This is a genomic window from Larsenimonas rhizosphaerae, from assembly GCF_026240105.1.
GTDB lineage: Bacteria > Pseudomonadota > Gammaproteobacteria > Pseudomonadales > Halomonadaceae > Larsenimonas > Larsenimonas rhizosphaerae.
In genome coordinates this window covers 499,555-524,486 of the sequence record NZ_JAPIVE010000002.1, presented here as the reverse complement: position 1 = coordinate 524,486, position 24,932 = coordinate 499,555, and the positions used below count along the sequence as shown (strand labels likewise).

Genomic DNA, 24,932 nt, shown 5'->3' with positions numbered 1-24,932 from the left:
CCTTTTTATGTATACCGGAGCACACACATGACCACGATCGTATCCGTTCGCCGCGGCGAGCAGGTCGCCCTGGCTGGCGATGGTCAGGTTTCTCTTGGCAACACCGTCATGAAAGGCAATGCCAGCAAGGTTCGCCGACTGTATCGCGGCCAGATCCTGGCCGGCTTTGCCGGGGGAACGGCGGATGCCTTTACCCTGTTCGAGCACTTTGAAGCGCAGCTTGAAAAATATCAGGGCAACCTGACCAAGGCCGCCGTCGAGCTGGCCAAGGAATGGCGGACCGATCGCGCGTTGCGTCGTCTTGAAGCCATGCTGGCAGTCGCCGACAAGAATGCCTCGCTCATTATCACCGGAACCGGCGATGTGCTGGAACCCGAACACGGCATCATCACCATCGGCTCAGGCGGACACTACGCCAATGCCGCTGCGCGCGCCCTGCTGGATAACACAGACCTGTCCGCCCGTGACATTACCGAAAAAAGCCTGACCATTGCGGGCGATATCTGTGTGTTCACCAATCACAACATCACGCTTGAAGCCCTGGATTAATCTCATGAATGAACAGATGACACCTAGAGAAATCGTCCATGCACTGGACCAATACATTGTCGGCCAGGGTGATGCCAAGCGCGCCGTGGCCATCGCGCTTCGTAACCGCTGGCGCCGCATGCAGCTCGGCGACGACCTCAGAGGTGAAGTGGTTCCGAAGAACATTCTGATGATCGGCCCGACCGGCGTGGGCAAGACCGAGATTGCCCGCCGTCTGGCGAAGCTGGCCAATGCACCGTTCATCAAGATCGAGGCGACCAAGTTCACCGAAGTGGGCTACGTCGGGCGTGACGTGGAATCCATCGTGCGCGACCTGGTTGAAACGGCAATGAAACTCGTCCGCGAGCAGGCCAAGAAAAAGGTCGAAAGCAAGGCCGAAGACGCCGCTGAAGAGCGCATTCTTGATGCCCTTCTGCCTCCGGCCCGTGGCAACGAATACGATAGCGGCGCCCGTCAGGACAGCGCTACGCGCCAGACCTTCCGCAAGAAGCTGCGTGAAGGTCAACTCGATGACAAGGAAATCGATATCGAAGTGACCCCTCAGGGTCAGGGCATCGATATCATGACGCCGCCGGGCATGGAAGAAATGACCAGCCAGCTGCAGAACATGTTTTCCAGCATGGGCAAGCAGAAAAGCGAAACCAAGCGGATGGCCGTGAAGGATGCCATCAAGCTGGTTCGTGACGAGGAAGCCTCGAAACTGGTCAACGATGAAGACCTGAAAGCCCAGGCGATCGATGCCGTCGAGCAGCACGGCATCGTGTTCCTCGATGAAATCGACAAGGTCGTCAAGCGCGGCGAGTCCGGCGGCGACGTATCCCGTGAAGGGGTACAACGTGACCTTCTGCCGCTGATTGAAGGCTCGACCGTATCCACCAAGCATGGCATGGTGCGCACTGACCACATTCTGTTCATCGCATCGGGCGCCTTCCACCTTGCCAAGCCTTCGGACCTCATCCCGGAGCTGCAGGGTCGCCTGCCGATCCGCGTTGAGCTCGCGGCACTGACCCCTGATGACTTCAAGCGCATCCTGACCGAGCCCTCCGCCGCACTGACCCGTCAGTACGAGGCGCTGCTCCAGACGGAAGGCCTTGAAATCCAGTTTACGGATGACGGCATCGAGCGGATTGCCCGCATTGCCTATGACGTCAATGAAGGCACGGAAAACATCGGAGCACGCCGCCTGCACACCGTCATGGAGCGCCTGCTTGAAGAGGCCCTCTACGCCGGTGGCGACATGCAGGGGCCGTTGGTCATTGACAATGCCTACGTGGAAGAACGTCTGGGTGATCTGGCGCAGGACGACGACCTGTCCCGCTACATCCTCTAGACTGATTCGCTCCGGCCCTGCGCTGCAGGGCCGGTTGTCCCCTCTTCATGTTCGGCAAGGAGACCTCATGTCCACCCCGGAACTGACCCACGTGCATTATCGCCGCGACGCACGCGAACTGGTGCTGACCTTCGGCAACCAGCCACCCTTCACATTGAGTGCGGAATACCTGCGGGTCCATTCCCCCTCTGCCGAAGTGAGAGGGCATGGCAAGGGCCAGGAAGTCCTGCAGACCGGCAAGCAGGACGTTGGCCTGCTGAATATTACCCAGACCGGCCACTACGCTCTGAAACTGCATTTTGACGATGGTCACGACAGTGGTTTATATACCTATGACTATCTTCATGAGCTGGCAACGCACCAGGCAGACTACTGGCAGCAGTACCTGACCCGCCTCGAACAGGCCGGCGAATCCCGTCAGGCACCATCGATCATGATCAAGCAGCTCTAGCCCACCGCACCGAAAGACAAATGCACGGCTGACCGCTACAATGTCAGCGTTATCGGAATGCGATACACCACGCAACCGATGCCCGCCGATCATTTTTCAGGCCCAACACCGTTGAGGAAAGCATGGACAAGCGAACCACAGACTTTGGCTATCAAAAGGTCGCGTTTGAAGAAAAAGCCGGACGTGTCGCCGATGTGTTTCACTCTGTCGCTTCCCGCTACGACACCATGAACGATCTGATGTCGATGGGCATCCATCGAGTCTGGAAACGTGTCACCCTGGAGCGCTCCGGCGTTCGTCGTGGTCACCGGGTCCTCGATATTGCCGGTGGCACCGGTGATCTGGCGGCCAAGTTCTCGAAACGCGTAGGCGATACCGGCCGCGTGGTACTGGCTGATATCAACAGCTCCATGCTCAATGTGGGTCGCGACAAGCTGACCGACCTGGGCATCTGCGGCAACATCGAATACGTTCAGGCCAACGCCGAAAACCTGCCATTCGATGATAATACCTTCGACTGCATTACCATTGCCTTCGGTCTGCGAAACGTGACCGAAAAGAGCAAGGCACTGCGCTCCATGGCGCGTGTTCTGAAACCCGGCGGCCGTCTTCTGGTGCTGGAGTTCTCGAAACCGATCAATCCGGTATTTTCCCGGGTCTACGACGAATATTCCTTCCGGGTGCTTCCACAGCTCGGCCGCCTGATCGCCAATGATGCCGAATCCTACCGGTATCTGGCAGAATCCATTCGCATGCATCCTGACCAGGAAACGCTCAAGAGCATGATGGAACAGGCAGGCCTCGAGCGTGTCGATTACACCAACATGACAGGTGGCGTGGTCGCCCTGCACCGTGGTATCAAGCTGTAAGGCCCGGGGCGCCCGCTCGCAGATTTTCCCTGACGCAGCTTCGGCTGCGTTTCCGGCAAGAGTATAACCATGACGCTACTGACATCCATGCTGCTTAACGGCATGGAGAAAACGGTCAATCAGCTGCTGGATCGCGATCCTGCAGCCGCCGAACGACTCAATGCGCTCGCCGGCCTTCGCATGCTGGTCTGCCTGGAGCGTCCGGCAGTGAATGTGCGCCTGAGTTTTGATCCCCGCGGCATTCATCTGGCCTCGCTCAGAAATATTCAGGAAAAGGATGCCGACATCATTGTCGAGCTGACGCTCGAGACACTGGCAAGCCTTCTGGGCGGCGCGGATGTTCGTCAACTGATGTTTTCAGGCCGACTGGCTGCGCGCGGCCAGATAGCGCGCCTTGAAACCGTCCGTGAACTGTTCATGGACCTGGACATCGACTGGGAAGGCGCACTGGTCGAGTGGTTCGGTGAAGTGCCGGCACACAGCCTCGCTACCGGCCTGCGGCGAGTAGGTCATTTCGGCCTGCATTCACGTGACGCCCTGACCAGGGATCTACAGGAATACATGCAGGAAGAAGCACAGATCATTGCCGGGCAGTCCCAGACACGTGTCGCACGGGAACACCTGACCAACCTTCAGGTCGCCGTGGATCGTCTGGAAGCCCGCATGAATCTGATGCAACACCGGCTTCTTGATGAGGACGCTTCGTGAAACTGGTTCGCCTCGTTCGCATCGGCTGGATCATTGCCCGTTACCGCCTTGATACGCTGGTGCCTGTCGAGCGATTACCCGCGATCGTCCGCATGGTCATGGTCATTTCACCGCTGAAGTTGATCCCGAAGGGAGACAAGTCCCGCGGCGAGCGGCTTCGGTTGGCCCTTGAATCCCTGGGCCCCATTTTCATCAAGTTCGGCCAGATGCTTTCCACGCGTCGCGATCTGCTGCCTCCCGACATTGCCGTCGAGCTGAAGCGACTGCAGGACCAGGTTCCGCCCTTTCCCAACGACGTGGCACGTACCACGGTCGAACAGGAGCTCGGAGCCAGTATTGACGAGTGCTTTGCCGAATTCAGCGCCGATCCGCTGGCCTCGGCCTCGATCGCTCAGGTTCACCCCGCCAGGCTGCATACCGGCGAGCAGGTAGTCGTCAAGGTCATTCGGCCTGGCATCGATCAGATCATGCGCAGCGACATTCAGCTGCTGTATACCTTTGCCCGGTTACTGCTGTTGCTGTGGCCGGATGGCAAGCGCCTGCGACCCGTCGAAGTGGTACGTGATTACGAATCCACGCTGTTCGACGAACTCGATCTGATGAAGGAGGCGGCCAACACCTCCCAGCTCAAGCGCAACTTCCAGCACTCACCCCTGCTGTACGTACCGACAATCTACTGGTCGATGTCTCGCAAGCGCGTCATGGTGCAGGAACGGATCGAGGGTATTCCCGTTGCCGAGACAGAAGCACTGGTAGCGGCCGGCATTGATCTCAAGAAGCTTGCCGAGCGCGGCGTCGAAATATTCTTCACCCAGGTCTTTCGCGATAACTTCTTTCATGCCGACATGCACCCAGGCAACATCTTCGTTTCGACCGAGCATCCGCATGACCCGCAATACATAGCCATTGACTGCGGGATAGTCGGCAGCCTGACGCGTGAAGACCAGGATTACCTGGCCCGCAATATCCTGGCCTTCTTTCACCAGGACTATTACGAAGTGGCCATGCTGCACATCGAGTCCGGCTGGGTCGGTGAAGGTACCCGCGCCAACGAATTTGCGGCCGCCATTCGCGCCGTGTGCGAGCCTATTCTTGAAAAGCCCCTGAAGGATATCTCCTTCGGCCAGGTATTGATGGGCCTGTTCCAGACTGCTCAGCGCTTTCATATGGAAGTGCAGCCCCAGCTCGTACTGCTGCAAAAGACCCTGCTCAATATCGAGGGTCTGGGACGTCAGCTTCACCCCGAGCTTGATCTGTGGCATACCGCCAAGCCGTTCCTGGAAGAATGGATGAAGGAACGTGCCGGGCCCAAGGGATTCTGGAAAGAACTGAAAAAGCAGGCGCCCGACCTCGCACAGCGCCTTCCAGGGTTGCCCGTTCTCGCCCATCAGGCGCTCTCCCGGATAGAGAGCGAACGCAAGCAACGCCTGCAGCAGGCTACCGCGCTGGATAATATTCAGCGTGAGCTGAAACATACCCGCCAGGGAACCCGTCAGCTCCGCCTGGGTCTGATACTGGTTGCGATAGCCCTGGGCTGGCAGCCATTGCTGTCCTGGGCAGATCATCAGCCCTGGGGCGTACTTGCAGCCGCCGCGCTGGGCGTGGTGCTTCTGGCATGGCGCTGATCGAGCCCTCATGTTTCAATTGCAGCCAACCGGGGCTTATCAGGCCCGCATAGACAGGTAGTTCATGAAACAGACACATTCTGATGACACGCTGGCACAGCTGGCGGATATCCTTGCCAGCCGTCGACATGGTGACCCGGACACATCCTATGTGGCTCAATTGCACCATCGAGGGCTTAACAAGGTACTCGAAAAAGTCGGCGAGGAAGCAACCGAAACACTGCTGGCTGCCAAGGACGCACATCTGGGCGATAGTCAGCGTCAGGCAGTGATCAGTGAAACAGCGGATTTATGGTTTCACTGCATGGTCATGCTTTCCCATCTCGATATCAGCCATGACGATGTCCTCGCCGAACTGGCGGGGCGCTTTGGCATGTCGGGGCTTGAAGAAAAGGCCGCTCGATCATCCTGATCGTGCGTACCCGCGATATTATCTGAACCGGAACATCAATGCGGCAGGTGCCGCCAGGAGTAGACAGCATGTTAGGTGGCATCAGCATTTGGCAGTTGCTTATCGTCCTCGGGATTATCATCCTCATCTTTGGTACCAAGAAGCTGCGCAACATGGGCGGTGACCTGGGTTCGGCAGTAAAAGGCTTCAAGGAAGCCGTTAATGACGACAAGGACACCACTGGCGATGCACAGCACAAGGTAGGCCAGGAAGATGATGCTGGCAGTCGCACCTATACACAGGACGCGACCAGTGAAAAACAGCCCGATAACCGGAAGTAACCATCATGTTTGATGTCGGCTTTTTCGAGCTGATGGTCATTGGGGTTATTGCCCTGCTGGTCCTGGGCCCGGAGCGCCTGCCAACAGCCGCGCGTACTGCCGGGCTCTGGATTGGTCGCATCAAGCGAACCATTTCGAGCGTACAGCAGGATATTTCATCACAGCTGGAAGCCGAAGAACTGCGCCGCAAGATGAAGGCGCATGAAGACTCGCTGAACGAAGGCTTTGACAAGGTGCGCAAGGGCGCCGAGTCGCTGGGGCACTACGAAGGGCCTTCTTCTCGCCCCACTGATACTGCCTCCAGGCACCCGTCTGCCGTCGCAGAGACAAGCACTGCACTGTCTGATCACAAGGACGACAGCACATCATGAGTACCCCGCCGGACGTGGATCAACAGATGCCGCTGATCGAACACCTGGTCGAATTGCGCTCGCGACTCCTGAAAGCCGTCGTGGTGATCGTGGTGATCTTTCTAGGGCTTTACAGCTTTTCAAACGATATCTACACCTTCATTGCCCAGCCGCTGATGTCGCTGCTACCCCCGGGCTCGCAGATGATTGCAACCGAAGTGGCATCCCCGTTTCTTGCTCCATTCAAGCTGACACTGGTGGTGGCACTGTTTATTGCAGTGCCCTTTCTGCTTTATCAGGCATGGGCCTTTATTGCGCCAGGGCTTTATACCCACGAAAAAAAGCTGGCCTTTCCCCTGCTGGCATCCAGCATTGTGCTGTTTTATTCCGGCGCCGTATTTGCCTACTTTGTCGTGTTCCCACTGTTGTTCAAGTTCTTCACGACTGCAGCACCCGCCGGCGTACAGGTGATGACAGACATCAATGCCTACCTGACATTCGTGCTGAAGCTGTTTTTTGCCTTTGGTCTGGCCTTTGAAATCCCCATTGCCACATTCCTGCTGATCCTGACCGGTGCTGCCACCGTTAAAACGCTCTCATCCAAGCGCCCCTATATCGTCATCGGCTGCTTTGTGGTGGGCATGCTGCTTACGCCCCCGGATGTGGTCTCCCAGAGCCTGCTGGCCGTCCCAATGTGGTTGCTGTTTGAAGTGGGTATCATCTTTGGCCGATTCGTGAAGCATCAGCGCGGAGGACGCGCCGAGGAAACCCCCGACGCGTAAGACAGATCAGCGCAGCATATCGCCGATTTTCTCTACCAGCTTGAAGATACCACGAGCGGCGTCGTCAAGGTTTTCCGCCAGCAGATAGGCGGGAGTGGTAACGACCTTATGCTCATGGTCAATCACGATATTGTCTACGCTGCAGCTTCTGTGTAACCCACCCATGGCGCTGATGGCCCCGGCAATGCTGGCATCATCACCAATCGTGACCGGAATGCTGCCGTTGAGCATTTTTGGCACCATGACCGGCGCGATGCACATCATGCCGATTGGCTTGTTGGCTTCGTAAAAGGGGCGGACCTTCTCTACCAACAGGGGCAGAATCGTGATGCTGTCGCCGGTGATGGCGAAGTCACACAGGTTCTTGGCTGCGCCAAACCCGCCCGGAATGATGATAGCGTCAAAGGCATCAGGGTCCAGTTCGTCCAGCGGCTGGATTTTGCCACGCGCCAGACGTGCCGATTCCCTCAGCACATTGCGCGTTTCTCCTTCCACCGGCTCACCGGTGACATGGTCCATGACGTCATGCTGATCAATATCAGGCGCAAAGCACTGATACGGCATCTTGAGCTGGTCAAGACGCAATAGCGTCAGCGTCGTTTCATAGATCTCGGATCCGTCAAGATAGCCACATCCAGCCAGTACAACTGCAATTTTCCTGTCCATACCGTACTCTCTTGATAGTGCATGAAGGGCGGCTCTCATGGTTTTCAACACAAGAGGCCGATAAACAAGGTGAGGCAGGTAGTGGGTAACCTGGCAGTGCATCAACTCTAGCCAATCAAAGTGGCTTACGGCAAGGAGAGTCCACGTTCCGTTACCGTCACCTCACTGTCATGAGGCGGACTTATGCTACGGCGCCAACACTACAACAACTCGAGGGCCTTGATATGGGTACGCCGGAAACACCAGACATGAAACAGGCAGCCATACCAGAGGCGCAGCAGATGGACGCGCCGGATGCCCTCCCGATCGATCCCGCCGCCTCATTGCGACTGAACCGCACACGCACCGGCATTCGCACCCGCCCGGCCCCTGAGCGTAATACGGAACTGACGCATCCGCAGCTTTATTTCAATCGTGAAATCTCTACCCTGCAGTTTCATATTCGTGTATTGGAACAGGCGCTCGATGAGGCCCATCCGCTGCTGAACCGATTGATGTTTTTGCTGATCTTCTCATCCAACATGGATGAGTTCTTTGAAATACGGGTGGCCGGGCTGAAGCAGGCCATTGGCATCGATGAAAGCGCCAAGAGCCGCGATGGCCAGACCTATCAGCAAACGCTGGCCGATATTTCGCAGATAACCCATGAGCACGTCGCTCGGCAGTACATGATCCTGAACAAGGTACTGATTCCGTCATTGGAACAGGAAGGCATCCGCTTTTTACGACGCGCCAACTGGACGAAAGCCCAGCAGCACTGGATAGCATCCTACTTCGAAAATGAAATTCAGCCGGTCGTGAGTCCGATCGGGCTGGACCCGTCCCACCCCTTTCCGCGTCTGGTCAATAAAAGTCTCAATTTCATTGTTGAGCTGGATGGACAGGATGCCTTTGGCCGCACGGGCGGGCTCGCCATCATCCCTGCGCCACGCTCGCTCCCACGACTTATTCAGTTGCCTGCTGAAGTCAGCTCTGGTGAAGGCACTGATTATGTTTTTCTGTCGTCGATGATTCACGCCCATGCCAACGAGTTGTTTCCCGGCATGATTATCAAGGGATGTTACCAGTTCAGACTGACACGCAACGCAGACCTCGCGGTTAACCCCGAGGATGTCTCTGACCTGGCCTCTGCACTGAAAGGCGAGCTGCTGGCAAGGCGTTATGGCAGTGGCGTACGACTCGAAATCGCCAATAACTGCCCGGCGCATCTGACAACCTTCCTGCTGCAGCGCTTCGAACTCAGCGAGCAGGATCTCTACCTGGTGGATGGCCCGGTCAACCTGGGCCGGCTGATGGCAGTGATCGAAGGCGCCGGCCGCCCTGATCTGCTGTACCCTCCTTTCACACCTGGATTGCCTCGCGCCCTGAGACGCCAGACCGGCAGTTATTTCGATACCGTCGCCGAGGCCGACATCCTGCTGCATCACCCTTATCAGTCCTTTGCACCGGTTGAGCAATGGCTCAAGGAAGCCGCCGTAGACCCCGACGTGCTGGCGATCAAGCAAACCCTGTACCGTACCGGCCCTGGTTCACGCATCGTTACAGCGCTGACCGAGGCGGCCCGCAATGGCAAGGAAGTGACAGTGGTCATCGAACTGCGAGCCCGTTTCGATGAAGCTGACAATATCGAGCTGGCATCGAGGCTGCAGGAATCCGGTGCCAATGTGATTTACGGGCTCATGGATTACAAGATCCATGCCAAGCTCATGCATATGGTACGACGGGAAAATGGTCGCCTGCGCCACTACGCCCACCTGGGAACCGGTAATTATCATGCCACCACCGCCAGGCTTTATACCGATTACAGCCTGATGACGGCACACCCGGAAATCTGTCAGGACGTACATCTCATATTTCAGCAGATTGCCGGCATGGGCCAGCCACGTACCACCCGGCATGTCCTGTATGCACCGTTCACCCTCAACAGTACCCTGATCGACATGATCGACCGTGAAGCTGCGCATGCCCGGCGCGGCTGCAAGGGGTATTTGATGATCAAGTGCAATGCCCTGACCGAGCCTGGCCTGATACAGGCTCTGTATCGGGCTTCACAGGCCGGAGTGAAGTGCGATCTGATTATTCGAAGTACCTGCTGCCTACGCCCCGGGATTGAAGGCGTGTCATGCAATATCCATGTCCGCTCGATCGTCGGGCGTTTTCTGGAGCATACCCGCGTCTTCTACTTTCGCAACGCCAACAAGCCGGAACTGTGGTGCGGCAGCGCCGATGCCATGGAGCGCAACATGTTCCACCGGGTCGAAACCTGCTTCCCGGTGCTGGATAAAAAACTGGCGCGCCAGATCAAAAAGGACATGGATACGTACCTTTTGGACAACTGTCAAAGCTGGCAGCTGGAAGCTGATGGCCATTATGTCGCCACGCCACTGCCCGGCCAGCAAGAGGCCATCAGCGCTCAGGAAACCCTACTCTACGCTTACGCTCTGAAGCGATGAGCAGCTCATCGGGGCTCGCAGTGCCTGTGCTGCACGCAAAAGCTCCTGTTCGGTGCGCTCCCAGCTCAGGCACCCATCGGTAACGGACTGCCCATAGGTCAGCTCCGTTCCGGTGAACGCCTGACGCCCTGCAGCAATGAAGCTCTCAAGCATGACACCACGCAGCGCCTCGGCTCCGCCACGGCGCTGGGCAATGACACTCGACAGCACCTCGGGCTGACGTTCGGGGTTCTTGAAGCTGTTGGCATGAGAGCAGTCCACCATGATGGCTGGGGCTACACCCGCAGCGGCCAGCAGTGTTGATGCACTGGCGACACTTTCAGGACTGAAGTTGGGACCGGACGCCCCACCACGCAAGACAAGGTGTGTATCCCGATTGCCGGGGGTCACGCATGCCGCCGGCTGGCCGGAATCATCGACGCTGAAGCAGTAATGCCCGTGAGCAGCGCTGTTGATGGCATCCACCGCGACCTGAATCCCGCCATGTGTATCATTTTTGAACCCTACCGGCAGCGATAGCCCACTGACCATTTCACGATGCAGCTGAGACTCCGTGGTTCGTGCACCAATCGCCCCCCAGGCCAGCAAATCATCCACATACCGTGCCACGACCGGGTTAAGAAGCTCGGTGGCGACCGGCAATCCCATGGACACGATGTCACGCATGACCTCGCGAGACTGTCTGAGCCCTTCTGCCATGTCATGACTACCATCAAGCTGGGGATCATAAGCCAGCCCTTTCCAGCCGGTTATCGTACGCGGCTTCTCGATATAGACCCGCATGACCAGAAGCAATTGATCAGAGACCGCCTCGCTGAGCTGCAACAGGCGCTGCGCATAATCCAGCGCCGCTACCGGGTCATGAATGGAGCACGGGCCGGTAACGACCAGCAGCCGTGAATCCTCTCCGGACAGCACGCGGCAAATATCGCGGCGTTGCATTTTGATACGCTCATCAAGGTCAGGATGAGAGGGAATTGCCTGGCGCAGCATGGCCGGAGAAGGCAGCGACTGGTGGCAGGCGGGGGAAGGTGTGCAGGTCTCAACGTTCATGAAAGCTCCAGGCCGAGCGCGCTCGGTTCAACAGTGTAATGGTTCAGGTCTTGAATGCGGGGTATGACGGGTCATCCCCTGAGAAGTCAACGACACGTAATACCAGGCACCGATTTCAAAATAAAAATATGTCATGGCTCGTTCCTCACAGTTGTGTATCTATTATTACAGCCATAAAAAAACCCCGGTCGGGGGGCCGACCGGGGTGCTGTGCTGGATGGTCGGCCGGTATATCGGGCGACCTGACAAAAATCAGGCGTGCCCGCTACTAAACCAGTACCAATAACCAAAACCTGCACACGACACGATGCACGCCTGGCCGGCGGCATCGAAACGACATGCAGATGTGGTTGAAGGTACTGTGTTCATGACGGCTACTGATCCATTCCTAGTGTTACAGCGGTTTATCATGGCCGGCACCTTCAAGGTGCATGGCCGATTCATCTTTGTTCAGGAATCTTCCCAAGCTTAAGGAGCCTTCCTGCATCTTTCAAGAAAACAGCTTAAGCCAAAGAAGCACCGTAGGTACTGCAGTAAGAATACCCAGCACTGCCACACCGGTAATCAATCCAACCAGTGCCACATGCTCACTGCGTGTACGTGACTTTACTGCTGCCATGCCCGACACCTCCTGGCACGTTATTGTTGATGACATACAGGGCCTATCAGTTCAGCACCTGTATATTTACGCCACGTGATGGCTGCCGTCAACCGGCAGGGTTATACCTGTAACGAAAGGCGTATCCAGCAAATAACGAAGACCTTCCCAGATCACAAGAGGGCCAGGCGGTACCGGGCCCAAGACGGCGCGCTGTGAAACAGGCGCCTGCTCGAAATCTGATTCATGTTGCATCACCAGCCCGGGCGCAATGGCATTGACCTGAATATGCGGGGAAAAACGTTTGGCGAAGGAGCGCGTCAGGTTGTCAAGGCCAGCCTTGGCCGCTGCATATTCCGGCCTGTGCGCACAGCCCGAAGTCGTTCTGGCATCGGTAAGGTGGATAATATCGCGCTGCGACTCGCCACTGGCCATCAGCAGGTCGTATGCCGCAAGATTGACCAGATACGGTGCCATCATGTTGATATGGAACTGTCGATCAAACTGTTCGGCGCCCCCCTCGCACTCCTCGACCGCCGCCCCGGCATTATGAATGACTGCACGCAGTGACGGCGCCTGAAGGATCAGAGCTTCGATAAACGCCTCGATGCCTTCTCGCGTACTGAAATCCGCATGCATGGTCCGGGCACCAAGGCGCTCCAGCGCATCAACCGCGGGGCCCCGCGTACGCCATGTAATGATGACCGGATGACCATCTTCCATCAGACGCTCGGCACAGTAGCGACCAAGGCGACGAGTGCCTCCGGTAATCAGTACCGGTGAAACACTCATGACGGGGATGACGCCGAGGGCCTGGGCGCGTAGCTGAATACGTCGGAGAAGACTCGCTCGGTCAGCGGCTCGATCGCCTCCAGCGTATCGACCACGGCATACACCATGCCCGGGGACCCGGAAATGAAAATGCTGGCCTCGCGGGTACTGGTGACGCATTCATGAAGCGCCCGATCGATGCGCGCCACCACACCGTCAAAGTCATGCTCATCCGGCGCCTCTATCACAGGCGTGAAACTGACATTCCGGTGATCGGATACCCACTGTCTCGCAAGTGATTCAAGATAAAGGTCAGCACGTGTCTTGCCAGCCCACCACAGGTGAATAACACGGTCGGGATGATGCGCCAGCGCGGCCTCGACAATGGCCTTCATCTGGGCAAAGCCGGTACCTGCGGCGATCAGCATCAATGGACGGTCATCATCGACATCCAGCACACTTTCACCACTGGGCAAGCGTACCGTCAGCTCGCCATGTGCCACCAGCCGATCAAACAGCGCCAGGGAGCGGCTGCTTTCAGGCGCTTGTTGAACATGGAGCTCAAGCTCACCGCTCCCCTGATGGAAATTAGCAATCGAAAACGGCAGCCACTGGCCGTCAATATCGATCTCGAGATACTGCCCCGGGGCATGAGCAATGATGGCAGCATCCCCCTTTAAAAATACGCGATATACCGATTCGCTCAGGGTCTCGATCGCTTCAATCCGGCAGGATACAACCGTCGGACTCATGAAAATACCTCAATGTGTTTCATCGGCAGGTGGTTTGACTATAGCGAATTCATCCCAGCGCGCCGTGACGCGCGCCTTGATTTCTTCATTCATGACAATGGGCTGGCCCCATTCCCGGTTTGTCTCACCGGGCAGCTTATCGGTTGCATCCATGCCCATCTTGGACCCCAGGCCACTGACCGGCGAGGCGAAATCCAGATAATCGATCGGCGTGTTTTCAACCAGTACCGTATCACGGGCCGGGTCCATTCGTGTCGTAATGGCCCAGATGACATCCTTCCAGTCCCTCACATTGATATCATCATCCACCACGATCACGAACTTGGTATACATGAATTGCCGCAGGAAGCTCCAGACACCCATCATCACGCGCTTGGCATGCCCCGGATACTGCTTTTTCATCGACACTACCGCCATGCGGTACGAGCACCCTTCCGGCGGCAGGTAGAAATCAACGATTTCGGCAAACTGACGCTTGAGAATCGGCACAAATACCTCATTCAGTGCCACACCGAGCACGGCTGGCTCATCCGGTGGACGGCCGGTATAGGTTGAATGATAAATCGGCTCAAGACGGTGTGTAATACGCTCCACGGTAAAGACAGGGAATGTATCTACCTCATTGTAGTAACCCGTATGGTCACCGAACGGACCTTCCTCGGCCATGTCATCCGGATAGATAAACCCTTCCAGCACAATCTCGCTCGACGCAGGCACATCCAGATCCGCATGGCCGCACTTGACCAGCTCCGTCCGTGATCCACGCAGCAATCCAGCGAACGCGTACTCAGACAATGAATCCGGTACCGGAGTCACTGCGCCCAGAATGGTCGCAGGATCCGCGCCCAGCGCGACCGCAACAGGAAAGGGTTCGCCGGGATGCGTCTGCTGCCATTCCTTGAAATCCAACGCCCCGCCGCGATGCGATAACCAGCGCATGATCAGACGGTTTCTGCCGATTTTCTGTTGCCGGTAGATACCAAGGTTCTGACGCGTCTTGTGAGGCCCCCTGGTCACTACCAGAGGCCAGGTCACCAGCGGCGCGGCGTCACCGGGCCAGCAGTGCTGAATGGGAATCACGTCAAGGTCTACCGCATCGCCTTCCAGTACGACTTCCTGACAGGGTGCCTTGCGAACCCGCTTCGGCCCCATGCTCATGACCTGCTTGAAAATCGGCAGCTTGTCCCAGGCATCCCGAAAGCCCCTGGGTGGCTCGGGCTCCTTCAAAAAGGCCAGTAATTCACCCACTTCACGTAGAGCTTCGACGCTGTCCTGCCCCATACCCAGCGCAACCCGTTTTGGCGTTCCGAACAGATTGGCCAGAATCGGCATACGGCTTCCCCGGACATTTTCAAACAGCAGCGCCGGTCCGCCGTCCCGCAGCACGCGATCACAAATCTCGGTCACCTCAAGGTGAGGATCAACTTCAGCCTGAACGCGAACCAGCTCGCCTCGCGCCTCAAGGCCCTCGATAAATTCCCGTAAATCCCGGTACTGCATAGGGCTACCGTGCTCCGTGCCGTTTTTTGCCTGTCATAAAAAAGGGCAGGAATAACCCTGCCCTTTTTACATCCTGTCTGCCGATCAACGACGCTTCATGGCTTCGAAGAATTCCAGGTTGGTCTTGGTATCCTTCAAGCGGTCGATCATGAACTCGGTCGCTGCGACATCTTCCATGGGATTAAGCAGCTTGCGCAGAATCCACATACGCTGCATCTCTTCTTCGCTGCACAGCAGATCCTCGCGGCGCGTACCGGAGCGGCGAATATTGATGGCCGGGAAAACGCGCTTTTCCGCCAGCTTGCGGTCCAGGTGCGCTTCCATGTTGCCGGTACCCTTGAACTCCTCGAAGATTACCTCATCCATCTTGGAGCCGGTGTCGACCAGTGCGGTTGCCAGAATGGTCAGGCTGCCGCCTTCCTCGATATTACGAGCGGCCCCGAAAAACCGTTTGGGTTTTTCCAGAGCATGTGCGTCGACACCACCGGTCAGCACCTTGCCGGACGACGGCACTACCGTATTGTAGGCCCGCGCCAGACGAGTGATGGAATCGAGCAGGATAACCACATCCTTTTTATGCTCCACCAGCCGCTTGGCCTTCTCGATCACCATTTCAGCCACCTGAACGTGACGCGCCGGCGGCTCGTCAAAGGTGGAGGCCACAACCTCGCCCCGCACGGTGCGTGACATTTCGGTCACTTCCTCGGGACGCTCATCGATCAGCAGCACAATCATGTGACATTCAGGATTGTTGCGGGTGATGGAGTTGGCAATATTCTGCAGCATCAGTGTCTTGCCGGCCTTGGGCGGCGACACGATCAGGCCACGCTGGCCCTTGCCGATCGGAGCGGCGAGATCAATGATGCGGGAAGTCAGATCCTCGGTAGACCCGTTACCGATTTCCATCGGCAAACGTGACTGAGGGAACAACGGCGTGAGGTTTTCAAACAGGATCTTGTGCTTGGCGTTCTCAGGCTTGTCGAAGTTGATCATGCTGACCTTCAACAGCGCAAAATAGCGCTCGCCTTCCTTCGGCGGCCGAATCTTTCCGGCAATCGAGTCGCCCTTGCGCAGGTTGAAGCGGCGGATCTGGGAGGGCGAGACATAAATATCGTCAGGACCTGCCAGATACGAGCTGTCGGCGCTGCGCAAAAAGCCGAAACCATCCTGAAGTATTTCCAGCACGCCATCTCCGAAGATGTCTTCGCCACTCTTGGCGTGCTTTTTCAAAATGGCAAAGATGATGTCCTGCTTCCGCGAACGCGCCAGGTTGTCGATGCCCATCTGACGGGCAAGTTCAAGGAGTTCGGGAACGGATTGTTGCTTGAGTTCGGTAAGATTCATCGGTTTATTCGAAAATCGCTCGTGTCAGCATGGCAATGGAGGTGCGATGTGATGCAGGACAGGAGGCGGTCAAAACAGAGTCAAAGCCGCCCGGTGCGTTCAGAAGCCTCTCGGGTGTCATTTTGTGTCCCGACAGCGCGGCATAGCGCGGCGACACTTCTGGTCGAGACATGCAGGAAATGATCGATAACAACGTTCGCCTGTAGCTTGAAACACGTGCCGCAATACTGGCATTGAACCGTGCTCAAGAAAACCGGCGATCTGGGAAAACCGCAAATGGTGCGGCCGGAAAGCATTCAAAACAGGTGAACGGCTCGATGGTAGTCAACCTGGGGAAGCAACGCAAGCCTTCCATGAAAATCCTATTTAAGCTCTTCCTCCACAAATGCAACAATCTGGTCTCGTGGCAGGGCACCAACTCGAGTAGCCTCGACATTCCCGTCAACGAACAGGATAAGCGTGGGAATACCGCGCACGCCAAACCGGGCAGCAAGTTCCGGGTGCTGATCCACATCCACCTTGCCGATCCGGACCCGGCCATCGTAGTGCACGGCCATTTCCTCAAGCACGGGCGCAAGCTGCTTGCATGGCCCGCACCATGGCGCCCAGAAATCCACCAGTACAGGGCCAGAGTGCGCCGATACTTCACGATCAAAGGAAACGTCATCAAACAACGCGACGCTATCGCTCATGGTCAAGCCTTTTAAATAAAACCAGGTTAATGTGGCCGATAAAGCCACGCAGAAACTGCGTTATGCTGAATCAGCATGCTTACCAACTATAAAGCGGGGCAGCGAACTTGTCACAGGCAAGTGACGACGACTCGTGATTGTGCATATACCAGGATACCCCTATGACCCAGGCCCGTGACGGCAGTGCGCCACGTCAACTGGCAGCCATCGATCTTGGCTCCAACAGTTTTCACCTGCTCATCGTCGAGTACAGCGAAGGCTATTTCAAGACGCTTGAAAAGCGTGGTGAAAAGGTGCAACTGGCCGATGGCATGGACCACCACGGACAGCTGAGCGAAGAAGCCATGGAACGCGCCATGGCCTGCCTGGCCATGTTTGCACGTTTCATCGATGGCATTGCACCGGAAGATATTCGCATTGTAGGCACCAATGCGCTCCGTATTGCATCGAACAGCGGCGAATTCCTGTCTCGCGCCCAGCAATTTCTGCAACATGACATCGAGATCATTTCAGGCCGCGAGGAGGCTCGACTGATTTATCTGGGAGCTGCCCATGCCCTGGCGGATGTCCATGGACGACGACTGGTCGCCGACATCGGCGGCGGGTCCACCGAGATGATCATTGGCGAACGTTTTACCCCCCTGGCACTTGAAAGCCTCGAGATGGGATGCGTGGTATATACCGATCGATTTTTTGCCGACGGCCGAGTGACCGAGAAGAATTTCCGTCAGGCTGAGCGAGAAGCGCGCTCCGAGCTTGCCAGTATCGCAAGAAACTACCGTCGCCTTGGCTGGCAGGATCCGATCGGCACCTCCGGTACCATCCGGGCCACGGCAGAAATACTGGAAGCCCACCAGCAGTGCAGTGAAGGCATCATTACACGCAAGGGACTTGAATGGCTGAAAAAACGCCTGATCAAGGCAGGTCAGCTGGAAGGATTGGCTCTGGACGGGCTTAAACCGACACGAGCACGGGTCTACCCCGCTGGACTGGCTATTCTGCGCGCCATATTTGACCTTCTTGAGCTGGAAAGCATGCGCTATGCCGGGGGCGCTCTGCGTGAAGGCGTCATGTATGACCTGATCGGCAGGAATACCCCGGAAGACCCTCGCCACGAAAGCGTCAAGGCGCTGGTCAAGCGCTTTGATATTGACGAGCGCCAGCAACTCAATGTCTGTCAGACAGCAGACATTCTGTTTTCATCCGCTCGCAGCGAATGGGGGCTCACCGAACTGCACCGCTGCTACCTGCAGTGGGCGGCATCGCTTCATGAGATGGGCCTGAGCATTTCACACGCACGCTTTCATCGTCACGGCAGCTACATTCTCGAAAATGCAGATTTATCCGGATTCTCTCGCCCTGAACAGGGACTGCTGGCATTTCTTGTACGCGCGCACCGACGCCGCTACCCGACCAGAGAAGCCAGGCAGCTGCCGGAACGCCAGGCACTGCATTTTCAACGCATTGCCGTGCTGCTGCGTTTGGCCGTCATGCTCAACCACTCCCGCGATGACGAGCCCTTTCAGGACCTTTCGCTGACCATCAAGGGTGAAACCCTCATCCTGACACTGCCCGAGCAGGATACGCTGCGGCTGAATGATGCCGAGCGTGAAGCACATTACCTGCAGGAAGCCGGTATCACGCTTGAGGTGGCAATCCGTCAGACCAACCCGCCTGCATAAGCTGCCAGTGATCAGCGACCAAGGGTGCTCGATCACTGTGGGGCGGAAAGATAAGGGCGACAGGGCGGGATGCAACGCTTAGCACCACACATTGTGTTCGCTGCCATGGCGGCACCCCGGCCTCCTGAAGCAGGGTCTTGAGACGACGGTGATGGCCACGAAGGTACAGCTGCTCGCCCCCCCGGCGAGCAGAGGCCTGGCCCTGAGGCACCGGCCCAGCCAGCAACGGCAGCAACTCGCCATGCCACCGGCCCAGCGGCGTATCAAGCGCCACACCGCTGGTCCACTCGACACACCAGTCCGGTGGCAGCGAGATTGCGGGCGCTTCAAGATACAACCGCCCCCGCCAGCACCGCGCCTCGGCTCCCGGCCAGACCACACAAGGCAAGGCATTACCAGTCGCCTCCAGCTGTTCAAGAAGGCTTTCCAGACGCGCCCGTGGCGGCATGGGCAGCTTCACTCGAGCCAGCGCGCTACGAATCAGCACGCGACGGGCGGCAGGCTCCTGCGCCTTCAGACCGGCTATATCCAATACCCCGGGCACTGGCATGATGGTCTCAAGAAACGTTCCACTCCAGTCAGCCATCAGCGCAGATGCCTCGCGGGCCTGATGCGCCGATGAAGCCATGGCACCGGCAGCTTGCGGCCAGCGCGCCATAAGCAGTGGCATCACCTGATGGCGCAGATAGTTGCGATCAAGCGACATATCCTCATTGGTGGGATCGTCATGAAAATGAAGCCGATGATGACAGGCATACGCTTCAAGCTGCGTGCGGGATACCGACAGTAATGGTCGCTCGACCCGAAAGCCTCCGGCGGCGTCGCGCTTCTCGGCCATTGCTCCCAACCCGTCTACACCACTGCCTCGCAATAACCGAAGCAATACGGTTTCCGCCTGATCGTCCAGGTGGTGGGCCAACCACAGAACATCACCGGTACCCATTACCTCATTGAAGGCTTGATAGCGCGCCTCACGCGCGGCGGCCTCGATGCCTCGGCCGCTGCTGCGGTCAACCTCCACAGTCATAACGTCCAGCGGTACAGAAAGCGCATCACAAAGAATCTGACAGGCCTGCTGAAGGGTACCTGCGTCTTCATGGAGTTGATGATTGACATGCACAGCCCTGACAGTCACCTCAGGGGGACAGGACCGTGCAGCCAGATGCAGGAGGCAGGCACTATCGAGCCCGCCAGACACGCCAACAAACACCTGGCGAGATGCCAGGGCCTTCAGTGCCTGACGAATCATGCCCTGAAGCTCAGGGGATGCATACCAACTCATTACCGCCTCCTGTCATTGCCGCCTTTCGCAGAACCAAAAAAAGGCGTGCCAATGCACGCCTTTCATGGATCACCGCAGGATTATTGCGGTGCCCCGTAGCTCATCAGACGAGAGTAACGCCGCTCGAGCAGCGCCTCGGTGTCCATGGCTGTCAGCCGGTCAAGCGAGTCATTAAGGGCCGTGCGAATACGCTGAGCCGTCGCCTCACGCTGGCGGTGCGCACCGCCGAGCGGCTCTTCGATCAATGTATCGACAAACCCGAGCTCCTTCAGGCGAACCGCCGTAATCCCCATGGCCTGGGCGGCATCAGATGCCTTGTCTGCGCTCTTCCACAGGATCGAAGCGCACCCTTCCGGAGAAATGACCGAATAGGTGGAATACTGCAGCATCTGGAGTTCATCACACACGCCAATGGCCAGTGCACCACCGGAGCCACCTTCGCCAATCACCGTCGAGATGATGGGTGTCTTGAGTCTGGACATCACCGCCAGGTTACGCGCAATCGCCTCACTCTGGCCACGCTCCTCGGCATCAATGCCCGGGTAGGCACCAGGGGTATCGATGAATGTCAGGATCGGCATCCTGAAGCGCTCGGCCATTTCCATCAGCCGCTGCGCCTTGCGATAGCCTTCCGGCCGGGGCATACCGAAATTGCGCCGTACCTTGTCCTTCACGGTACGTCCCTTTTGATGGCCGATGACCATGACAGGACGCTCATCAAGTCGGGCTACGCCGCCCACCAGAGCTGCATCATCGGCAAAAAGACGATCACCGTGCAGCTCTTCGAAATCAGTGAAGATCTCTTCAAGATAATCCAGCGTATACGGGCGCTGCGGATGACGCGACAGCTGCGTCACCTGCCAGGGCGTCAGGTCCCGGAAGATCTGCTCGGTCAGCTTTCGGCTTTTTTCCTCAAGCTTGCCCACTTCGTCGCTGATATTGATCTTGGAGTCATTGCCCACCAGACGCAGCTCTTCAATCTTGGCCTGCATCTCGGCAATAGGCTGTTCAAAGTCCAGATAGTTCGGATTCATAGGGGCTTTATCACACTCTCGGGCAGCTCGTCATACAGGAAACCGGTACGGAACTGTCGGGTTTGCTCGCCGCTACTGTCATGCTGCCGACGAGCGTAAATGGCGTATTATCCCATGGTGCTGCGTGACTGCAAGCACCGGGGCCGTTGCCGTGAATGCATCAGCGATACCTGAGGCTGACGCGCTCCTGGCCTTCTACCTCATTCAGGGCGATGAACAGCTCATCGCTGGGGGTCACCCGCCAGGCCTCGCCCAGCTCTACCTGGCCCTGTGCTACCGCGTTGCGGTAGGTCAACCGGACGGGAAGTCCCTCAGCCGCCTTATAGGGCGTGAGCTGTGCCTGCAGCGTTCGGATCAGCCCGCCGTTGGCGCGCGCACCATCGATATGCAGCTCCACCGCCTCACCGAAGCGTGTCCGCGCCGAAACTATCGGCGTAATTTCCTTGCCACGCAGCCGCAAGCCGCCGGAATAATCGTCCTGGCTGACCTCGCCTTCGATAATAAGCACCTGATCTTCCGCCAGCTGGCCACGCACCTGATCATAAAGCTCTCCGAACAGGGACGCCTCGATACGCCCGGTGCGATCATCCAGAGTAGCAAAGGCCAGCGTATCGCCGCGTTTTGACTTCATGGTGCGCATCGCCACTACCAGCCCGGCTACCCGCTGTGACTCACGGGAAGGCTTGAGATCAACGATACGGGTGCTGACAAAGCGCTTCAGTTCGCGCTCATATTCATCGATCGGATGGCCGGTCAAATAAAGGCCGAGGGTATCCTTCTCCCCCGCCAGCCGCTCACGATCCGTCCAGTCACGGACACGGCGATACTCGAGGTAGACATCTTCATCAGCGGTACTGTCACCGAAGGCCTCACCAAACATGTCCATCATGCCGATGCTGGCATTGGTATGGCTCTGGGACGCCGCCTTGATGGCATCATCAAGCCCGGCGGCCATGACAGCACGCGATGGCCCGACCGAGTCAAGGGCACCGGAGCGGATCAGCGCCTCCAGCGTACGCTTGTTCATGCGCTTACCGTCGATACGCCGGCAGAAATCGAAGATGTCCGAGAAATCTCCCCCTTCGGCACGCGCTTCTACGATGGCCTCGATCGGCCCCTCACCAACGCCACGAATGGCGCCGAGCCCGTAAACCACTTCATTTTGTTCATTGACGGTGAACTTGTAGCCGCCCACATTCACGTCCGGTGGCGTCACGGTCAGCCCCATCCGTCTGCATTCCTCGATCAGCGGCACCACCTTGTCAATGTTGTGCATCTCGGTGGAAATAACAGCGGCCATGAACGGTGCCGGATAATGTGCCTTGAGCCAGGCCGTCTGATAGGACACCAGACCGTAGGCCGCCGAGTGCGACTTGTTGAACCCGTACCCGGCAAACTTTTCCACCAGGTCAAAAATGTTGCCGGCCAGGCCCTTTTCAACCCCATTGGCAGCGCACCCTTCCATGAAGCCAACACGCTGCTTGGCCATTTCCTCGGGCTTTTTCTTACCCATGGCACGACGCAGCAGATCCGCCTGCCCCAGACTGTAGCCGGCCAGCACCTGTGCAATCTGCATGACCTGCTCCTGGTACAGGATGATCCCGTAGGTCGGCTCCAGTACCGGCTTCAACGATTCATGCTGATAATCCGGATGAGGGTAGGACACCTCGGCCCGGCCATGCTTTCGGTTGATGAAGTCATCCACCATGCCTGACTGAAGTGGGCCGGGACGAAACAGGGCCACCAGGGCGATCATGTCTTCCAGCGAATCCGGCTGAAGCCGTTTGATCAGCTCTTTCATGCCACGGGACTCAAGCTGAAATACCGCGGTGGTCTCGGCCTTCTTGAGCATGTCAAAGGTAGGCGCGTCGTCCAGCGGGATCGTAGCGATATCCAGCGGCTCCTGTCCTTCGCGTGCACGCACCGCGTCGACCATCTCAAGTGCCCAGTCGATGATCGTAAGCGTCCGGAGCCCCAGAAAGTCAAACTTGACCAGACCGGCTTCCTCGACATCGTTCTTGTCGAACTGAACGACTAGTCCGGAACCGTCCTCGTCACACAGCAGCGGCGAGAAGTCGGTCAGTTTGGTGGGTGCAATCACGACCCCACCGGCGTGCTTGCCGGTACCGCGCGTAATGCCCTCGAGCTTCTGCGCCATTTCCCATATTTCATGGGCTTCTTCGTCATTATTGACGTAATCCCGCAGCCCCTCCTCCTGATCCCAGGCCTTGCCCAGGGTCATTCCGACTTCAAACGGAATCAACTTCGAGAGCTTGTCGCCCAGCGAATATGGCTTGCCCTGGGCACGCGCCACATCCCTGACCACCGCCTTGGCGGCCATGGTGCCGAAGGTCACGATCTGGGATACGGCCTCACGCCCATACCGATCCGCCACATAGTCGATAACCCGGTCCCGCTTCTCCATGCAGAAGTCGACGTCAAAGTCGGGCATCGAGACACGCTCGGGATTCAGGAACCGCTCGAACAGCAGATCGTATTCCAGTGGATCCAGATCAGTGATCTCAAGCGCATAGGCCACCAGCGAGCCGGCACCGGAGCCTCGCCCGGGCCCGACCGGTACGTCGTTCTGCTTGGCCCAGCGAATGAAGTCCATCACGATCAGGAAGTAACCGGGGAACCCCATCTGGTTAATGACGTTCAACTCGAAATCCAGTCGTTCACGATAAGCCGGCTCACAGGCAGCGCGATCACGATCACGATAGATGGCATGGTCGGCGTCGAACAGCTTGTGCAGACGCTGGGTCAGACCGTCATGGGACAACTTGCAGAAGAACTCTTCCATTGTCATGCCATCAGGCACGGGGTACTCGGGCAGAAAGTATTCACCCAGCCGAACATCCACGTTGCATCGCGCGGCAATCATGACCGTATTATCGATGGCTTCGGGTAGGTCAGAGAAAAGCTCGGCCATCTCGTCGGCCGACTTGAAGTATTGCTCTTCGCTATAGCGCGTTTCACGACGTGGATCATCCAGCGCGCGCCCTTCACCTACAGAGACGCGGGTTTCGTGCGCCCAGTAATCCTCCCGATGCATGAAGCGGACATCATTGGTGGCTACCACCGGCGTGCCGGTCTCGAGGGCCAGCTCGACACTCAGGTTCACACAGGCTTCCTCGTACTGGCGCTTCGTGCGCTGCAGCTCAAGGTAGAATCTGTCAGGGAAAAACCGCTGCCATTCGGTCAGCAGGTCACGGGCAGTCTGATAGTGTTCGGACAGCAGAAAACGGCCGATTTCACCCTCTCGCCCACCGGACAGAACAATCAGCCCGTCACTCTGCTCGAAGATCCATTCCTTCTTGAGCTGTGCACGGCCCTGACGCTGGCCATGCTGCCAGCTACGGGCAATCAGCTCAGTCAGGTTGCGATAGCCCTGATTATTCATTGCAATCAGGGTCAGCCGGTAGGGATGATCCTCATCGAACGGGTTATCCATCCAGACATCCGCACCGATGATCGGTTTGATACCTGCCGCTTGACTGGCCTTGTAGAACTTGACCAGCCCGAACAGGTTGGAGTCATCGGTCAATGCCAGCGCAGGCAATCCCTGCTCCCCTGCCTGCTTGACCAACGGCTTGAGCCGAATCAGACCGTCAACCAGCGAATACTCACTATGAACGCGGAGATGAACGAAGGACATCGCTGAAACCACTCATTGCTGTCTGTCGAAAGAGGGCATGGGTGCTGAAGG

23 protein-coding genes are annotated in these 24,932 nt (G+C 57.5%); 12 read left to right on the top strand and 11 right to left on the bottom strand.

Features of this window, described 5'->3' with window-relative positions:
• Positions 1-27 precede the first annotated feature (27 nt).
• The 10 genes from hslV to tatC all read left to right on the top strand — a co-directional run bounded on the left by hslV (position 28) and on the right by tatC (position 7,396).
• Positions 28-549: an ATP-dependent protease subunit HslV gene (gene hslV, locus OQ287_RS08890; protein WP_250935353.1), complete on the top strand. Its 522-nt coding sequence runs from the start codon at positions 28-30 to the stop codon at positions 547-549.
• Between the two features lie 4 nt (positions 550-553).
• On the top strand, positions 554-1,879 hold the full coding sequence (gene hslU / locus OQ287_RS08885) for an ATP-dependent protease ATPase subunit HslU (RefSeq protein WP_250935352.1): 1,326 nt from the start codon (positions 554-556) through the stop codon (positions 1,877-1,879).
• Positions 1,880-1,946: 67 nt separating this feature from the next.
• Positions 1,947-2,330, top strand: a complete 384-nt coding sequence (locus OQ287_RS08880) for a gamma-butyrobetaine hydroxylase-like domain-containing protein (protein WP_250935351.1) — start codon at positions 1,947-1,949, stop codon at positions 2,328-2,330.
• 122 nt (positions 2,331-2,452) lie between these two features.
• The gene (gene ubiE / locus OQ287_RS08875) at positions 2,453-3,199 is read left to right on the top strand and encodes a bifunctional demethylmenaquinone methyltransferase/2-methoxy-6-polyprenyl-1,4-benzoquinol methylase UbiE (RefSeq protein ID WP_250935350.1); all 747 of its coding nucleotides are present in this window, start codon (positions 2,453-2,455) and stop codon (positions 3,197-3,199) included.
• 69 nt (positions 3,200-3,268) lie between these two features.
• Positions 3,269-3,907, top strand: a complete 639-nt coding sequence (locus tag OQ287_RS08870; RefSeq protein ID WP_250935349.1) for a ubiquinone biosynthesis accessory factor UbiJ — start codon at positions 3,269-3,271, stop codon at positions 3,905-3,907.
• Positions 3,904-5,532: a ubiquinone biosynthesis regulatory protein kinase UbiB gene (ubiB, locus tag OQ287_RS08865; RefSeq protein WP_265896205.1), complete on the top strand. Its 1,629-nt coding sequence runs from the start codon at positions 3,904-3,906 to the stop codon at positions 5,530-5,532. Before OQ287_RS08870 ends, ubiB begins: the two co-directional genes overlap by 4 nt.
• Positions 5,533-5,596: 64 nt before the next feature.
• Positions 5,597-5,944 (top strand): phosphoribosyl-ATP diphosphatase, encoded by a 348-nt coding sequence (locus OQ287_RS08860; RefSeq protein WP_250935347.1) that lies wholly within the window; start codon positions 5,597-5,599, stop codon positions 5,942-5,944.
• A 68-nt stretch (positions 5,945-6,012) separates the two neighbouring features.
• On the top strand, positions 6,013-6,264 hold the full coding sequence (tatA, locus tag OQ287_RS08855; protein WP_250935346.1) for a Sec-independent protein translocase subunit TatA: 252 nt from the start codon (positions 6,013-6,015) through the stop codon (positions 6,262-6,264).
• Between the two features lie 5 nt (positions 6,265-6,269).
• A complete protein-coding gene (gene tatB, locus OQ287_RS08850) occupies positions 6,270-6,635 on the top strand; it encodes a Sec-independent protein translocase protein TatB (protein WP_250935345.1) in 366 nt (121 codons plus the stop codon).
• On the top strand, positions 6,632-7,396 hold the full coding sequence (tatC, locus tag OQ287_RS08845; protein ID WP_250935344.1) for a twin-arginine translocase subunit TatC: 765 nt from the start codon (positions 6,632-6,634) through the stop codon (positions 7,394-7,396). Before tatB ends, tatC begins: the two co-directional genes overlap by 4 nt.
• Before the next feature lie 6 nt (positions 7,397-7,402).
• Here the strand turns inward: tatC and elbB are convergent, their stop codons facing one another.
• Positions 7,403-8,062 carry an isoprenoid biosynthesis glyoxalase ElbB gene (gene elbB, locus OQ287_RS08840; protein ID WP_250935343.1) on the bottom strand — a complete coding sequence of 220 codons (660 nt, stop codon included), beginning with the start codon at positions 8,060-8,062 and terminating at the stop codon, positions 7,403-7,405.
• A 281-nt stretch (positions 8,063-8,343) separates the two neighbouring features.
• Here elbB and ppk1 point away from each other — a divergent pair, with 281 nt between their 5' ends.
• Positions 8,344-10,515, top strand: a complete 2,172-nt coding sequence (gene ppk1, locus OQ287_RS08835) for a polyphosphate kinase 1 (protein WP_265896343.1) — start codon at positions 8,344-8,346, stop codon at positions 10,513-10,515.
• Here the strand turns inward: ppk1 and OQ287_RS08830 are convergent.
• From OQ287_RS08830 to trxA, 7 genes are all read right to left on the bottom strand, one after another.
• Positions 10,486-11,568 (bottom strand): 3-deoxy-7-phosphoheptulonate synthase, encoded by a 1,083-nt coding sequence (locus OQ287_RS08830; RefSeq protein ID WP_265896204.1) that lies wholly within the window; start codon positions 11,566-11,568, stop codon positions 10,486-10,488. The two genes, ppk1 and OQ287_RS08830, sit on opposite strands and share 30 nt — an antisense overlap.
• 490 nt (positions 11,569-12,058) lie before the next feature.
• The gene (locus tag OQ287_RS08825; protein WP_265896203.1) at positions 12,059-12,187 is read right to left on the bottom strand and encodes a hypothetical protein; all 129 of its coding nucleotides are present in this window, start codon (positions 12,185-12,187) and stop codon (positions 12,059-12,061) included.
• 66 nt (positions 12,188-12,253) lie between these two features.
• On the bottom strand, positions 12,254-12,958 hold the full coding sequence (locus tag OQ287_RS08820; RefSeq protein ID WP_265896202.1) for an SDR family NAD(P)-dependent oxidoreductase: 705 nt from the start codon (positions 12,956-12,958) through the stop codon (positions 12,254-12,256).
• Positions 12,955-13,689 (bottom strand): ferredoxin reductase domain-containing protein, encoded by a 735-nt coding sequence (locus tag OQ287_RS08815; RefSeq protein ID WP_250935340.1) that lies wholly within the window; start codon positions 13,687-13,689, stop codon positions 12,955-12,957. The genes OQ287_RS08820 and OQ287_RS08815 overlap by 4 nt, the downstream gene beginning before the upstream one ends.
• A gap of 9 nt (positions 13,690-13,698) precedes the next feature.
• On the bottom strand, positions 13,699-15,189 hold the full coding sequence (gene ubiD / locus OQ287_RS08810; RefSeq protein ID WP_265896201.1) for a 4-hydroxy-3-polyprenylbenzoate decarboxylase: 1,491 nt from the start codon (positions 15,187-15,189) through the stop codon (positions 13,699-13,701).
• 84 nt (positions 15,190-15,273) lie between these two features.
• Entirely contained in the window at positions 15,274-16,533 is a 1,260-nt protein-coding gene (gene rho / locus OQ287_RS08805; RefSeq protein WP_250935338.1) for a transcription termination factor Rho, read from the bottom strand.
• Positions 16,534-16,895: 362 nt separating this feature from the next.
• A complete protein-coding gene (trxA, locus tag OQ287_RS08800; protein WP_250935337.1) occupies positions 16,896-17,225 on the bottom strand; it encodes a thioredoxin in 330 nt (109 codons plus the stop codon).
• 161 nt (positions 17,226-17,386) lie between these two features.
• On the opposite strand from trxA, the gene ppx reads away from it, so the two are divergent.
• Positions 17,387-18,907 (top strand): exopolyphosphatase, encoded by a 1,521-nt coding sequence (ppx, locus tag OQ287_RS08795; RefSeq protein ID WP_265896200.1) that lies wholly within the window; start codon positions 17,387-17,389, stop codon positions 18,905-18,907.
• Here ppx and tilS read toward each other — a convergent pair.
• The 3 genes from tilS to dnaE form a co-directional block, all read right to left on the bottom strand.
• Positions 18,864-20,189, bottom strand: coding sequence for a tRNA lysidine(34) synthetase TilS (gene tilS, locus OQ287_RS08790; protein WP_265896199.1), 1,326 nt, complete (start codon positions 20,187-20,189; stop codon positions 18,864-18,866). The two genes, ppx and tilS, sit on opposite strands and share 44 nt — an antisense overlap.
• A gap of 80 nt (positions 20,190-20,269) precedes the next feature.
• Entirely contained in the window at positions 20,270-21,223 is a 954-nt protein-coding gene (gene accA, locus OQ287_RS08785) for an acetyl-CoA carboxylase carboxyl transferase subunit alpha (RefSeq protein WP_250935334.1), read from the bottom strand.
• A gap of 160 nt (positions 21,224-21,383) precedes the next feature.
• Positions 21,384-24,881, bottom strand: coding sequence for a DNA polymerase III subunit alpha (dnaE, locus tag OQ287_RS08780; protein WP_265896198.1), 3,498 nt, complete (start codon positions 24,879-24,881; stop codon positions 21,384-21,386).
• Between the last annotated feature and the right edge of the window lie 51 nt (positions 24,882-24,932).

Coding starts and splice junctions, on each gene's coding strand:
- ppk1 (WP_265896343.1), top strand. CDS start 8,344: ATGGACGCGCCGGATGCCCTCCCGATCGATCCCGCCGCCTCATTGCGA.
- rho (WP_250935338.1), bottom strand. CDS start 16,533: ATGAATCTTACCGAACTCAAGCAACAATCCGTTCCCGAACTCCTTGAA.
- OQ287_RS08870 (WP_250935349.1), top strand. CDS start 3,269: ATGACGCTACTGACATCCATGCTGCTTAACGGCATGGAGAAAACGGTC.
- tatB (WP_250935345.1), top strand. CDS start 6,270: ATGTTTGATGTCGGCTTTTTCGAGCTGATGGTCATTGGGGTTATTGCC.
- dnaE (WP_265896198.1), bottom strand. CDS start 24,881: ATGTCCTTCGTTCATCTCCGCGTTCATAGTGAGTATTCGCTGGTTGAC.
- OQ287_RS08815 (WP_250935340.1), bottom strand. CDS start 13,689: ATGAGTCCGACGGTTGTATCCTGCCGGATTGAAGCGATCGAGACCCTG.
- OQ287_RS08825 (WP_265896203.1), bottom strand. CDS start 12,187: ATGGCAGCAGTAAAGTCACGTACACGCAGTGAGCATGTGGCACTGGTT.
- OQ287_RS08820 (WP_265896202.1), bottom strand. CDS start 12,958: ATGAGTGTTTCACCGGTACTGATTACCGGAGGCACTCGTCGCCTTGGT.
- ubiD (WP_265896201.1), bottom strand. CDS start 15,189: ATGCAGTACCGGGATTTACGGGAATTTATCGAGGGCCTTGAGGCGCGA.
- trxA (WP_250935337.1), bottom strand. CDS start 17,225: ATGAGCGATAGCGTCGCGTTGTTTGATGACGTTTCCTTTGATCGTGAA.
- hslV (WP_250935353.1), top strand. CDS start 28: ATGACCACGATCGTATCCGTTCGCCGCGGCGAGCAGGTCGCCCTGGCT.
- tilS (WP_265896199.1), bottom strand. CDS start 20,189: ATGAGTTGGTATGCATCCCCTGAGCTTCAGGGCATGATTCGTCAGGCA.
- OQ287_RS08860 (WP_250935347.1), top strand. CDS start 5,597: ATGAAACAGACACATTCTGATGACACGCTGGCACAGCTGGCGGATATC.
- ppx (WP_265896200.1), top strand. CDS start 17,387: ATGACCCAGGCCCGTGACGGCAGTGCGCCACGTCAACTGGCAGCCATC.
- OQ287_RS08880 (WP_250935351.1), top strand. CDS start 1,947: ATGTCCACCCCGGAACTGACCCACGTGCATTATCGCCGCGACGCACGC.
- OQ287_RS08830 (WP_265896204.1), bottom strand. CDS start 11,568: ATGAACGTTGAGACCTGCACACCTTCCCCCGCCTGCCACCAGTCGCTG.
- accA (WP_250935334.1), bottom strand. CDS start 21,223: ATGAATCCGAACTATCTGGACTTTGAACAGCCTATTGCCGAGATGCAG.
- tatC (WP_250935344.1), top strand. CDS start 6,632: ATGAGTACCCCGCCGGACGTGGATCAACAGATGCCGCTGATCGAACAC.
- elbB (WP_250935343.1), bottom strand. CDS start 8,062: ATGGACAGGAAAATTGCAGTTGTACTGGCTGGATGTGGCTATCTTGAC.
- hslU (WP_250935352.1), top strand. CDS start 554: ATGAATGAACAGATGACACCTAGAGAAATCGTCCATGCACTGGACCAA.
- ubiE (WP_250935350.1), top strand. CDS start 2,453: ATGGACAAGCGAACCACAGACTTTGGCTATCAAAAGGTCGCGTTTGAA.
- tatA (WP_250935346.1), top strand. CDS start 6,013: ATGTTAGGTGGCATCAGCATTTGGCAGTTGCTTATCGTCCTCGGGATT.